The following is an 11,799-nucleotide window of genomic DNA, read 5'->3' on the forward strand; positions in this document are numbered from 1 at the left end:
ACGGCACGCTGGGCGGCCTGGCTGGCGCGTTCGGTCACCAGCCGCGTCATTCCCCGCCGCGCGATCATAACGCGGGCGCGCGCGAGGCCGGAATCGACCACGACCGAAATGCCGTCGAGCGTCAGGCTGGTCTCGGCGATCGATGTCGCCAGCACGACCTTGCGCCGCTTTTGCGGGTCGGGCGCGATCGCGGCGCGCTGTGCGGCGGGGTCGAGGCTGCCATGCAGGCGGTGGAGCAGAATATCGGGGCCGAGCCCCTCCAGCCGCTCGGCGGTGCGCTCGATCTCGGCGACGCCGGGCAGGAAGGCGAGGATGCCGCCCGTTTCCTCGCGCAGCGCCAGCCGGATTGCGGCGGCGACCGAATCCTCGATCCGCGCTTCGGCGGCGCGACCGAGATGGCGCAAGCTCAGCGGGTGCATCCGCCCGGCGCTTTCGATGATCGGGGCACCCTCCATCAGCCCGGAAAAGCGTGCGCCGTCGAGCGTTGCCGACATTGCCACCAGCCTGAGATCGGGCCGCAGCGCGGCCTGCGCATCGAGCGCGAGCGCGAGGCCGAAGTCGCTGTCGAGGCTGCGTTCATGGACTTCGTCGAACAGCACGGCGGAGACCCCGGCGAGTTCGGGATCGTTCTGGATGCGCGCGACGAAGATGCCCTCGGTCACCACCGTGACGCGCGTCGCCGCCGAGCGCTTTGTATCCATCCGCGTGGCATAGCCGAAGGTCTGGCCGACATTTTCACCGGCAGTGGCGGCCATCCGCTCGGCCGCGGCGCGCGCGGCGAGGCGACGGGGGGGAGAGCAGCAGGATTTCGCCGCTGCACCATGGCTCGTCCAGCAATGCGGGCGCGACGGCGGTGGTCTTGCCCGCCCCAGGCGGCGCGACCAGCACGGCGTTGGGGGCGTCTCGCAAGTGGCGGAGCAGGTCGGGCAGGACGACGTGGATGGGGAGGGTGGACGTCACGCCTCGCTCCTACCGCCTTGCGCCGGTTTTGGAACCACCGCGTCGTGACGTAATTGTCATGTGCGGCGTCCTAGTATCTCACGGATTTGAAATGCTAGGCCCGCGCTAGGACATTGGAGACCGACATGGCGGGGCATAGCCATTCCCACGGGCACGGCGATCATCACGGGCATTCGCACGGCCACGGCCACAGCCACGCGCCGGTGGCGGGTCACGATCGCGCGTTCGCGATCGGTATCGGGCTGAACCTCGCCTTTGTCGTCGGCGAGGCGGCGTTTGGCCTGATCGCGGGCTCGGTCGCGCTGTTGGCGGATGCCGGGCATAACCTTTCCGATGTGCTCGGCCTGTGCGCGGCGTGGGCGGCAATTGCCCTAGGACGCGCGCGGCATCGAAGCGCTTCACCTATGGGCTGAAGGGCTCGACCATTCTGGCGGCCTTGCTCAACGCACTGCTATTGTTGGTCGCGCTCGGCGCGATCCTGCTCGAGGCGGTGCAGCGGCTGGCGATGCCCGCGCGGTGGACGGGCCGACGGTGGCGTGGGTCGCCGGAGCCGGGATCCTGGTCAATGGTGCGACCGCGCTGCTGTTCCTGCGCGGTCGTGAGGGCGATATCAACATTCGCGGTGCCTATCTCCACATGGCGAGCGATGCGATGGTATCGGCCGGGGTGGTCGTGTCGGGGCTGGTAATCTGGTGGACCGGGCTGACCTGGATCGATCCTGTGGTCAGCATCGTCATCGCGGTGCTGATTTTCCTGCAAACCTGGGGCCTGCTGCGCGAATCGGTCGAGATGGCGCTGGCGGCGGTGCCGCGCAGCATCGATTCGGACAAGGTGTGGGACGCACTGCGCGCGCTGCCAGGCGTCGCGCGTGTCCACCACGTTCATATCTGGCCGATGAGCACGACTGAGACCGTGCTGACCGCGCATCTGGTGATACCGGCGGGCCATCCGGGCGACGCCTTCCTGGATACGACGCGCGCTATGCTCAAGGGCCGTTTCGGCATCGGCCATGCGACGTTGCAGGTGGAATTGTCCGGCGCTGAAGCAGGCGATGCCGAGGTGCGTGGCTGCTAGACGTCTCCGACGGTCAATGCCGCCATGCCGCCATTACGGCATCAAACAGCGTGACGCCCGCCAGTGGGCCGACCAACAGCATCACCAGGTTGAAACCGATAATCCACGCTGCGATGCTTTCCCGACGCGGGTTTGGCGTCGGTGCGGGCTTGGCTTCCCAGCGCTCAGGCGGCGGCCAGCCAGTTTGGAAATCGACGAACATCTCCGACGCTCCTGCAGTCCGGCACTGAAGGTACTGGAAAGGAGGCGGTGCGACAAATGCGGATCGGCGACAAAGGAGCCAAATCGCCGTGACTGACGCTCAATAGGCGCGTGCGATCGCGAACTCGACGGCTTCGACCATCGCATCCTTGGCTTTGCCATTGCCAAAGATGCCGAGCGCGTCGATCGCGCGTTGCCCGTAATGCCGCGCGCGCGCCAGCGTGTCGTCAACTGCGTGGGTCGAGCGCACCAGGTCGATCGCTCGCACGAAATCCTCGTCGCGGTTACGATGGCCCTCGATTGCCGCCTTCCAGAACGCCCGGTCTTCGGCACCGCCGCGGGCATAAGCAAGGATGACGGGGAGCGTCGCCTTGCCTTCGCGAAAATCGTCGCCCGCGTCTTTGCCCATCGTGCCTGCGTCGGACACGTAATCGATTGCGTCATCGACCAGTTGGAACGCGATGCCGAGATTGCGGCCATAAGCGTCGAGCGCGAGTTCTTCCGCCTCGGGGCGCTCCGCCACCACCGCCGCGACCCGGCACGCCGCCGCAAACAGCGCGGCCGTCTTTGCCCCGATGATGTCGAGATAGCGTTCTTCCGGGATGTCGATGCGGCGGGCGGCGGTCAACTGGTTGACTTCGCCCTCGGCGATGATCGCGCTCGCGCCCGCCAGGATCGACAGCACCTTGAGCGAGCCGTCTTCCACCATCAGTTCGAACGACCGGCTGAACAGGAAATCGCCGACCAGAACGCTGGCCGGGTTGCCCCAGATCAGATTGGCGGTGCGCTTGCCCCGGCGCAAATCCGACCCATCGACCACATCGTCGTGCAGCAGCGTGGCGGTATGGATGAATTCGACGGCGGCGGCCAGCCGGTGGTGGCGAGACCCCAGATAGCCCAGCAACCGTGCGCTGGCGAGCGTCAGCATCGGGCGCATCCGCTTGCCACCGCCCGCGATGAGGTGCCCCGCAAGTTCCGGGATCAGCGGAATTTCGGACTGCATCCGCGACAGGATGACCGCGTTGACCAAATTCAGGTCACCCGCGACGAGTTGCACCATGGGCTCCAGCGAGGGCTGGGCACGCGAAGGATCAATGCGGAGAATGGTGGCGCTCATCTGCGCTGCGATGTGGCGGCGTGGCGCGCTAAAGGCAAGTCTTTCTCGGGTTGCGCCGGGCCGTCAGCGCACGCAAAAGAGCGTCGACGGCTGATGAGGAGTGGATGGTGACCGACGAAACGCTGAACGGATACCGCCAGAGCATCGACAATATCGATGCCGCCCTCGTCTTTTTGCTCGCCGAACGCTTCAAGACCACGCAGGCGGTCGGTCGCTATAAGGCCGAGGCTGGTTTGCCGCCTGCCGATCCGGGTCGTGAAGAAGCACAGATCGCGCGGTTGCGAGGCCTTGCCCATGATGCGAATCTCGATCCCGATTTCAGCGAGAAGTTCCTCCGCTTCATCATCGACGAGGTCATTCGTCATCACGAGCGCGTCCGCGTTACGGATACACGTTAACCACGAAGCTTTGCCAGAAAATCGGACAGCGTGCACAGGCCATCGATGCCGCGTGCCTTGCAGCCCGCAATTGGTAATACTTTGTGATAGGGTGTCTTGGCCGTCGCCGCGCGCAACTCGGACAGCGATTGGGCGCGATAGCTGGCGCGGACATAATGGTTGCCCTTGCCGTCGGTCAGCCGTTCCAATTGGATGGCCCCACCTGGTACGGGATCATCCGCTGCAATCCCGGGGACGTTCCAGTGCAGGCCTAGCACTCCGGCAAGATTGGCGACGTTCGTATCGTGACCAGCAATCAACGCCACTTTCGGGGCGGTGGGGGCTTCATCGGTAAGCCAGGTCGCGATGCGCGGCGACAGACCGGCCAGATTGCGCGTCGCGATATAAGGTGGTCGCGCCAGCAGCCGGAATTCGAGCGCATGGAAGGCTCCGAAAGCCGCGATGTCGGAAGCGGTGGCGCGGCCCCAGCCGACTTCGTTTGCCGGTTTGCCTTCCGCATATTCCAACAGGAGAATCTGCGCTGCGGTCGACGCACGGTCGAGTGCGCCGCCGAGCTTGGGCCGTGAGGTGGCCGTAGCCGGGCGGATGGTGGTCGGCTCGCGCGCCACGCCGCAAGTCGCGGTCGCGGATCCGCACAACACGCGGTCCAGGCGAATCAGCAGCGGTTTCATGCCGCGCTCGGTCGCGGCGATCCCGCGCGGTCCCACCGCCGCGTCGATGGCGGCGGCGGCGCGCGCAGGGTCAAGCGGGGCCTGCCCGCTCTCGATTGGGTTGAACATCGGATCGGGCTCGTCCTGCGGACGATGTTCTATGGTGAGGGAGCAGCCAGGGGCGACGCCCTTGGCATAGCTTGCTGCGGTCGCGATGGTGCGTTGGTCGCTGTCGGCAAGGAGCGCGATGCGGGTGGGGCAGTCGGTCAAGGGCAGCAGCCCCGCTTTAATAAAGCCAATCCGGTCGAAATCGGCCACCGCCACGATCGCGCTGGCACCGTGTTCGGTCAACCAACCGGGCTTGACGCTCCAAGTCGGCCAAGCGGCGGCGGCGGTACCGATCGGCATCGGCTGCGCTTTGGTGGGCGGGCGGATGCCGTGACGCATCATCAGGACGACGCGATCAACCTGTAACGGGTCCGCTGGCGCTCCGGCAGTCAGCGCGACACCCGCCAGCATTGCGGCCAGCGCGGCCAACGTTCGTCCGGTTCGTGAAGTGCGCATGCGACCATCTCCTTCGGACGCTATGCCGCACAATTATGACAGCATGGCAATCCCTGAAGGTGGGCTCTGGGCTGCTTTCATTGGCCCGGCAGCGTGAAGTAGACTGCCGCGCCGCCCTGGGCGGTGTTTTCGGCGCGGATCGTACCGTGATGCGCAGCTACGATGGATCGGCATACCGATAAGCCGATGCCTAGACCACCTGTGGTTGAGGTCGCCCGCTGATGGAAACGCGCACTATCGGCCTCCGGATCGAAGCCGGGACCATTGTCGATTACGCCGATCTCGACCGTGCCGTCCTGTGTCCGGCGACAGGAAACGGTAATGGTCGGTGACGCGACGCCGCGCAAAGCGGTCGCCGCGTTACGCAGCAAATTCGTCATCACCTGGGTGATCTGCACACCGTCTCCGACGAGCGCGGTGACGCTGGGGTCGATATCATAAATCATCGCGGGCGCGGCACCATCGTGATCGGCGAGCGCAAGTTCGAGCGAGTCCGACAGCACTTCACAAAGGTTGGCATGCTCGTTCGCGACCGTTCCGGTTTCGACCAATTGGCGTGCCTTGGCGATGATCTGAGCCGATCGGGTAATCTGGGTCCGGGCCTGTACGAGGCGACGCAGGATGTCGGCATCTCCCAGCCCGCCGAGCGCCATTTCGGCGGAGGCGATATAGTTTGCGGCGGCGGTGAGCGGCTGCGTCATTTCATGGGCAAGCGTTGAAGCGACAGCGGATGTATCCGACAAGCGCGATAAAGTGGCGATGCGATCGACGAGCCGCGTTTGTTCGACGGCAAGCGCATCGCGAGCACAGGTCGTCTCCCACAGGGTCAGCTCGGTACGCAGACGGTTTTTGGCGATGGCGACGAAGCTGCAGATTGCACGCAGGAACTGCACTTCGGCGCGACTGAATGGCATCGTCGCCTTGCGGCCAAAGCCGAGGGTGCCAAGCAAGGTATCACCCTGCATCAGCGGCGTCCCGACATAAGCGGCGAGCCCGATTGCGCGGGCATAAGCGAGCCGCGCGTCCTTTGAGCCGCGAACCCGATTGAAAACATGCGGCGCGCGATCCGCAGCCACCAGCCCGCACGGACCTTGACCGAGGGCAAGATGGGAAGCCGCTCCGCTTTGCGTCGGGGTCAGGCCGCCATGTTCTTCGAGGATGAGGCCATTCCTGCCATCGTAACGATAGCAGAAATACACACTCAGATTCAGCTTGACGCGGACTGACTCAAAAAGGGCGTTCAGCATCGACGACGTATCGGAGGCGCAAAGAATTCGTGCGGCGCAATCCGCCAAGAGTCCCAGATAAGGACTAACGCCATCATCATTCGAAGGAATGATACCGTTGTCATATAACCGTAAGGCGCTGCTGGATCGCATCGATATTTCCTCTCTGCGATCCCGGATGCCACGGTTTTATAACAATAAAAAGCGGCGAATGCCGCGTTGGCATCGTCTTATAGTATGAAAATTGGCCGATTTGGCCCGAATTTTTCGAGGAGCCTTGGTTGGATGTCGCTTTTATACAATTTATCCGGTCACATCGTGGAAACAAAACGCGTGTTCGAACGTACGCGCGAAGATCGGGATGTGAGTCGGTCTTGCGGTGTCGACAGACCGACCCCGCTCGGAAATTGCGCTAGAGGCGTGCGTTGATCGAGATCGGCGCGGGCAAGTCGATCCGCATCATGTCGCCTGACGCGCCATAGGTAGAACTTCGTTTTCCCGTAGCGCGCTGTGCTTCTGCTGCGATCGCGCGCATCAAGTCGCTCGAAAAACGCGATCTGCCGCTCCAAAATCTGCGCGTTGACGATCGAGGCGTCGCGTAAATGCCCGAAGACAAGCGCCATTTCGGCACGCTGTTCCTCGGACAGGGCATCGGCCCAATCGGGAGTTTCGCGCTCCCGCTTCGTAACTTCGGCCTCGATTTGTCCAGCCAACCGCAATTTCGCCGCGACGAGTTCTGCCAAGCCCTGCAAGCGGCCGCTTCGGGTCAGCGCCTCGCTCTCCTGCTCCATCAAGTGCGAGAGCGACGTCACAAGATCGATCAGGTCATCGTCCATTGTCAGCATTTTCCTGCATTTTTAGAATTTGAGCGAGCACCGCCGGGGGCAAGGCCGACGCCGCCCTTTTGGGCAATTGCAGTCCCGAGCTTTTCAGCGAGAACACCGCGAAACATTTCCTCGCCATGCCCCCCGGAAAACTCGCCGGTCTGCACGCTTTCGAACATCAATTGCGTCATCTGTCCGAGGAACACCGCCTCAAAGGACTGGGCGGTGGCCTTTTGCGCGGGCGTTGCGGCCTTGGCGGGTGCCGCGCCGACGGTCGCAGCAGGAGTCGGGATTTCGATCGTCATTGGACCTCAATGTCGGCCTGGAGCGCGCCTGCACTCTTCACCGCCTGCAAAATGGTGATGAGGTCACGAGGGGAAACGCCGAGCGCGTTCAACCCGCTGACCAGCGTCTTGAGCGATGCGCCTCCGCCGATCAGCGCGAGATGGGCGTCGTTACCGTCGTTGACCGATACCTGCGTGCGCGGGACGACCGTCGTCTGGCCGCTGGAAAGCGGACCCGGCTGCGACACTTGCGGAGTTTCGGTGACGCTGATGGTCAGCCCACCCTGCGCCACCGCGACCGAGCTTATCCGTACGTCCGCGCCCATTACGACGGTGCCGGACGCTTCGTTGATGACGATCCGCGCCGGCTGATCGACATCGACGTCGATCGTCTCGATCTGTGTCATCAGATCGACGACCGAACCCTGAAAGCCTCCGCGCGGCGCGATTTCGACGGTGGCGGGGTCGAGCATCTCGGCCGTCCCCGAGAAACGGCCGTTGATCGCGGTCACGATTCGCTGCGCCGTCGTAAAGTCGGGGTTTTTCAGTGCGAGCTTCAGACTGGTCGCGGTGCGTAGCGCAAACGGCACCTCGCGCTCGACGATCGCGCCGCCGGCGATCCGTGCCGAGGTCGAAACACCGCGGCTGATGCTGGCGGCGGCCCCTTGCGCCTTGAAGCCCGATACCGCGACCGGGCCCTGTGCGACGGCGTAGATTTCCCCATCAAGCGCGCGCAGCGACGAAGCGATCAGCGTGCCCCCCTGCAGGCTGGAGGCATCGCCGAGCGCCGCGACCTGAACGTCGATGCTGGAGCCAGTGCGCGAAAAGGGCGGCATCGACGCGGTGATCGACACCGCCGCGACATTCTGGGTCTTCATGTCGGAGCCCCGGATGTTGACGCCCATGCGTTCGAGCATCGCCTGCATCGATTCCTCGGTGAAGGGCGAATTGCGCATCCGGTCGCCGGTGCCGGCCAGGCCGACGACGAGGCCATATCCGACCAGTTGGTTGGGCCGGACATTCTCGACATTGACGATATCCTTGATCCGCGTTCGCGCGATGCCGGGCGAGACGCAACCGAGCACAACCGCAAGCGTCGCGGACGCGCGCAGCCCTTGTCGGATAAAGCGGCGAATTCGTGGAAAAGATCTCATGAATCTCTTATAGGATAGGTATGGCCGATGACGGTCTGGAGGTGTAAGTTTCGGTGCGGATCGATGCCCTGACAGTGCCGGTGACACGGACCCTGCTCTTGGGCGCGTTGCCCAAGGCGGCGGCGCAGTTCGCCGCGCAGGAATTGCATCCCCACGCCGTGCAGGCACCGACCCCCGCGCCGACCGCGCCGGCGATGCCAAGCGTTGAAATGCTGGTTACGCTGGCGATGAACGAAGCGCCGATCGAGCGCCGCCGCCGGATTGCCCGCGACGCGAGCCGTGGCCTCGACATGCTCGAGCGGCTGCACCAGGAGTTGCTGGTCGGTGTTGCGGCACCGACGCGCTTGCGCGAGATCGTCGAGTGGGCGCAAACGACCGAGCAACCCGAAGATCCGGTGCTGGCGCAGATCTTCCACGACATTGACGTCCGCGTTCGCGTCGAACTGGCGAAGCACGACATCGAGGTGTAAGGCTCAGCGCCCGCGGGCGAGGCGCAAAACGTAGCTGATGATTTCGGCGACTGCGGCAAAATGCTCGGTCGGGATCGGGCGATCCAGTTCCGCGCTGGCGTAGAGCGCGCGCGCGAGCGCGACATTCTCGACGATCGGCACGCCATTGGCGGTCGCGATCTCGCGGATCTTGGCGGCGATCGCGTCGACGCCCTTGGCCACCACAATCGGCGCGGCCATAGCGCGTGATCATATTTCAGCGCAACCGCATAATGGGTCGGATTGGTTATGATCACGCTGGCATCGGGCACGGCGGACATCATCCGGCTGCGCGCGCGCTGCATCTGGATCGCGCGGATCTTGCTCTTGATCAGCGGGTCGCCATCCTGTTCCTTATGCTCGTCCTTAATCTCCTGCAGCGACATTTTCATGCGGTTGGTGAACGACCAGCGCTGATAGACGAAATCGAAAATGGCGAGCGCGGCGACCAGGATCGCCACCGCCTTGATCATGGCGAGCACGACCCCGACTGCGGCGGCGGTGACCGCAGCCGGATCGGCGCCGACCAACTGGTCCAGCCCGACAATCTTGGGCCAGATGACATTGGTCGCAATGACGATAACGCCGGTCATTTTGGCGAGCGTCTTGCCGAACTCGATCAGCGCGCGTGGGCCGAACATGCGGCCTAGGCCCGAAAACGGGTTGAGCTTCGACCATTGCGGCTTGAGCCGGGCGAGCGCGAAGCTTGGTCGCCCCTGCAACACACCGCCAAGCAGCGCGAACACGAACAACACGCCCAGCAACGGTGCCACCGCCAGGCCGACCGCACCGAGAAGACCGATTGCGAAATTTTCGGCCCCTTGCGGATTGAACAGATAATCGTCCGCGCCGCCCCACAACCGCACGAAGATGACGCCGAGCTGTTGCACCGTATAGGTGCCCATACCGCCGACCACGACGATGGCAGCGGCGAACATGGCCGCGTGCTTCATCTCGGGCGACGACGGCATGTCGCCCTTGGCACGCGCGTCGGCGAGCTTCTTTTCGGTGGGATCGAAGGTTTTCTGGTCGTTGTCGGCCACGCTTTAGTTCCAGCTTGTCTGCATATAGGCGGCCATCGCCTGCGCGAAGCCGGTCAGCAGTCCGCCCAGCGTCATCGCCATCACCGCCAGGCCGAGCAGGATGTTGAGCGGCTGGACGATGAAGAAGAGCTGGATCGCAGGCGCAATCCGGGTCGAGAGGCCAAGCGCGACGTTGAACACGATGCCGTAGACCAGCAACGGGGCCGACAAGCCGATTCCCAGCGTCATCGCGCGCGCCACCGCGTCGAGCGCGGCTCGCAGGAAATCATGCGCTGGTGGCATGCCGCCGATCGGGAAGGTGCGATAGGATTCGACGATCGCGCCAATCCACAAATGGTGGACGTGCATCGACATGCACACCACGGCGGCGGCGACGGTCACGAACTTGGACAGCAACGCCGCTTGGCCGCCCTGTGAGGCATCATAAAGCAGCGCCGAGGACAGGCCGATTTGCGAGCTGATGATCGATCCCGCCATCGACACCGCGCTGAACACGATCTTGACCAGCGCGCCGATTGCGAGCCCGGTAATCAGTTCTGCCAGCAGCACCGCCGGCAGCGCCCCGCCCGCCGCGGCCGCCGTGCGCATCAACGGCGCAAGCACGCCCCACAGGCCGATGCTCATGCCCAGCGCGATCATCAAGCGGATCCGCCCGGGCACGGCATCCTCGGAAAAGACCGGCAGCAGCATCAACACCGTGCCGACGCGCGCGAACAGGATGAGGAACGCGGTCGCCTGCACATCGAGATGCGACAGGTCGAACGATGGCGGGGCGAGGGGGGCGAGCACCCTTTCAGCCAGCGATGATCATGCCGCTGATCCGCGCCATGAAATCGGACAGCGCACCGCCGATCATCGGCAGGCACAGCAGCATCACCACGCCCATGGCGATGATCTTGGGAACGAACGTCAGCGTCATTTCCTGGATCTGGGTCAGCGCCTGCAACAGGCCGATCGCGACGCCGACGATCAACGAGGTGATCAGCAGCGGTCCGACGATCGTCATCACCAGAATCAAGGAAGCGCGGGCAAGCTCCATCGCGGCGAGCGCATCCATTGGCGTGCGCCTCAGATCTGCATGCGCATGATGTCGGAATAGGCGTTCACCACGCGATCGCGCACCGCGACCATCGTGTCGAGCGCGGTTTCGGCCGATCCGATCGCGGTCACCACGTCGATCAAGTCGCCCTTGCCCGCGACTTGCTTGGCCGAGGCGCTTTCGGCGGCACGCAATTGCGTCGAGGTGTCGGAGATCATCGCCTCGACCATGCCGCCAAAGCCGCCCGATGCGCCGGGCGCGGTTTCCTTGGTCGAGCCGGTCTTGAGCGTGTTGCCAAGGCCAAGCGTACGGCCATAGGCCGAGCTGGCGTCGAGAGATCCGATGGACATTGTCGCTCTTCCTTATTTCAGCAAATCGATGGTGCGCATCGTCAGGTTCTTGGCCGCTTCGATGGCGTTGAGGTCGGCTTCGTAGGAGCGCTGCGCGTCCTTCATGTCGGCGGCCTCGAGCAGGGGATTGACGTTGGGCTTCAGGACGTACCCCTGAGCATCCGCGGCCGGGCTGCCCGGCATGTAGACCTTGGTGAAGGCGGTCTTGTCGGCGTCGACGCTGGAAATCTTGACGGCGGTTCCGCCATTTGCCCGATCGACTTCGGCCTGAAAGCTGACGACCCGGCGGCGATAGGGATCGCCACCGGCGGTGCGCGCGACCGAATCCTGGTTGGCGAGATTTTCCGCGATCACCCGCATCCGCAGCGACTGCGCGCGCAAACCCGATGCCGATACTGCCAACGATGTCTTGAGATCCATGAAGTCG

The 11,799-nt window shown here is 64.1% G+C and carries 12 protein-coding genes and 3 pseudogenes; 2 read left to right on the plus strand and 13 right to left on the minus strand.

Translation table 11 applies throughout. The features are described from left to right. Positions 1 to 960 (minus strand): annotated as a pseudogene (locus tag NW75_RS02785) (DEAD/DEAH box helicase); the annotation flags it as partial. A gap of 125 nt (positions 961 to 1,085) precedes the next feature. Between NW75_RS02785 and NW75_RS02790 the strand changes: the two are divergent. Beyond that, positions 1,086 to 2,034: pseudogene (locus tag NW75_RS02790) on the plus strand (cation diffusion facilitator family transporter). A 13-nt stretch (positions 2,035 to 2,047) separates the two neighbouring features. Here NW75_RS02790 and NW75_RS02795 read toward each other — a convergent pair. Together NW75_RS02795 and NW75_RS02800 are read right to left on the minus strand one after the other, a co-directional pair. Then, positions 2,048 to 2,236, minus strand: coding sequence for a hypothetical protein (locus NW75_RS02795; RefSeq protein ID WP_033963628.1), 189 nt, complete (start codon positions 2,234 to 2,236; stop codon positions 2,048 to 2,050). Positions 2,237 to 2,335: 99 nt separating this feature from the next. Further along, positions 2,336 to 3,352, minus strand: coding sequence for a polyprenyl synthetase family protein (locus tag NW75_RS02800; RefSeq protein ID WP_033963629.1), 1,017 nt, complete (start codon positions 3,350 to 3,352; stop codon positions 2,336 to 2,338). Between the two features lie 107 nt (positions 3,353 to 3,459). Between NW75_RS02800 and NW75_RS02805 the strand changes: the two genes are divergently transcribed. Next, positions 3,460 to 3,750 carry a chorismate mutase gene (locus NW75_RS02805; RefSeq protein WP_081988603.1) on the plus strand — a complete coding sequence of 97 codons (291 nt, stop codon included), beginning with the start codon at positions 3,460 to 3,462 and terminating at the stop codon, positions 3,748 to 3,750. Here the strand turns inward: NW75_RS02805 and NW75_RS02810 are convergent. The 10 genes and pseudogenes from NW75_RS02810 to flgC all read right to left on the minus strand — a co-directional run bounded on the left by NW75_RS02810 (position 3,747) and on the right by flgC (position 11,792). Then, positions 3,747 to 4,964 (minus strand): histidine-type phosphatase, encoded by a 1,218-nt coding sequence (locus NW75_RS02810; RefSeq protein ID WP_033963631.1) that lies wholly within the window; start codon positions 4,962 to 4,964, stop codon positions 3,747 to 3,749. The two genes, NW75_RS02805 and NW75_RS02810, sit on opposite strands and share 4 nt — an antisense overlap. Before the next feature lie 77 nt (positions 4,965 to 5,041). Further along, on the minus strand, positions 5,042 to 6,343 hold the full coding sequence (locus NW75_RS02815; RefSeq protein WP_081988597.1) for a sensor histidine kinase: 1,302 nt from the start codon (positions 6,341 to 6,343) through the stop codon (positions 5,042 to 5,044). A gap of 158 nt (positions 6,344 to 6,501) precedes the next feature. Then, a complete protein-coding gene (locus NW75_RS02820) occupies positions 6,502 to 7,026 on the minus strand; it encodes a hypothetical protein (protein ID WP_231564906.1) in 525 nt (174 codons plus the stop codon). After that, positions 7,016 to 7,319, minus strand: a pseudogene (locus NW75_RS02825) (rod-binding protein). The gene NW75_RS02820 and the pseudogene NW75_RS02825 overlap by 11 nt, the downstream one beginning before the upstream one ends. Then, positions 7,316 to 8,452, minus strand: a complete 1,137-nt coding sequence (locus tag NW75_RS02830; RefSeq protein WP_033963633.1) for a flagellar basal body P-ring protein FlgI — start codon at positions 8,450 to 8,452, stop codon at positions 7,316 to 7,318. Before NW75_RS02830 ends, NW75_RS02825 begins: the two are co-directional and overlap by 4 nt. Before the next feature lie 7 nt (positions 8,453 to 8,459). Further along, positions 8,460 to 9,983: an EscU/YscU/HrcU family type III secretion system export apparatus switch protein gene (locus NW75_RS28055; RefSeq protein ID WP_443024431.1), complete on the minus strand. Its 1,524-nt coding sequence runs from the start codon at positions 9,981 to 9,983 to the stop codon at positions 8,460 to 8,462. Positions 9,984 to 9,986: 3 nt separating this feature from the next. Beyond that, the gene (gene fliR, locus NW75_RS02845) at positions 9,987 to 10,772 is read right to left on the minus strand and encodes a flagellar biosynthetic protein FliR (protein ID WP_081988598.1); all 786 of its coding nucleotides are present in this window, start codon (positions 10,770 to 10,772) and stop codon (positions 9,987 to 9,989) included. A gap of 4 nt (positions 10,773 to 10,776) precedes the next feature. Further along, positions 10,777 to 11,040, minus strand: a complete 264-nt coding sequence (locus tag NW75_RS02850; RefSeq protein ID WP_033963635.1) for a flagellar biosynthetic protein FliQ — start codon at positions 11,038 to 11,040, stop codon at positions 10,777 to 10,779. Positions 11,041 to 11,051: 11 nt separating this feature from the next. After that, positions 11,052 to 11,372 (minus strand): flagellar hook-basal body complex protein FliE, encoded by a 321-nt coding sequence (fliE, locus tag NW75_RS02855; protein ID WP_033963636.1) that lies wholly within the window; start codon positions 11,370 to 11,372, stop codon positions 11,052 to 11,054. A 12-nt stretch (positions 11,373 to 11,384) separates the two neighbouring features. Then, positions 11,385 to 11,792: a flagellar basal body rod protein FlgC gene (gene flgC, locus NW75_RS02860; protein ID WP_033963734.1), complete on the minus strand. Its 408-nt coding sequence runs from the start codon at positions 11,790 to 11,792 to the stop codon at positions 11,385 to 11,387. Positions 11,793 to 11,799 lie beyond the last annotated feature (7 nt).

Source organism: Sphingomonas sp. Ant H11 (assembly GCF_000797515.1).
Classification (GTDB): domain Bacteria; phylum Pseudomonadota; class Alphaproteobacteria; order Sphingomonadales; family Sphingomonadaceae; genus Sphingomonas.

Coding starts and splice junctions, on each gene's coding strand:
- NW75_RS02795 (WP_033963628.1), bottom strand. CDS start 2,236: ATGTTCGTCGATTTCCAAACTGGCTGGCCGCCGCCTGAGCGCTGGGAA.
- NW75_RS02800 (WP_033963629.1), bottom strand. CDS start 3,352: ATGAGCGCCACCATTCTCCGCATTGATCCTTCGCGTGCCCAGCCCTCG.
- NW75_RS02810 (WP_033963631.1), bottom strand. CDS start 4,964: ATGCGCACTTCACGAACCGGACGAACGTTGGCCGCGCTGGCCGCAATG.
- NW75_RS02815 (WP_081988597.1), bottom strand. CDS start 6,343: ATGCGATCCAGCAGCGCCTTACGGTTATATGACAACGGTATCATTCCT.
- NW75_RS02820 (WP_231564906.1), bottom strand. CDS start 7,026: ATGGACGATGACCTGATCGATCTTGTGACGTCGCTCTCGCACTTGATG.
- NW75_RS02830 (WP_033963633.1), bottom strand. CDS start 8,452: ATGAGATCTTTTCCACGAATTCGCCGCTTTATCCGACAAGGGCTGCGC.
- NW75_RS02850 (WP_033963635.1), bottom strand. CDS start 11,040: ATGGATGCGCTCGCCGCGATGGAGCTTGCCCGCGCTTCCTTGATTCTG.
- fliE (WP_033963636.1), bottom strand. CDS start 11,372: ATGTCCATCGGATCTCTCGACGCCAGCTCGGCCTATGGCCGTACGCTT.
- flgC (WP_033963734.1), bottom strand. CDS start 11,792: ATGGATCTCAAGACATCGTTGGCAGTATCGGCATCGGGTTTGCGCGCG.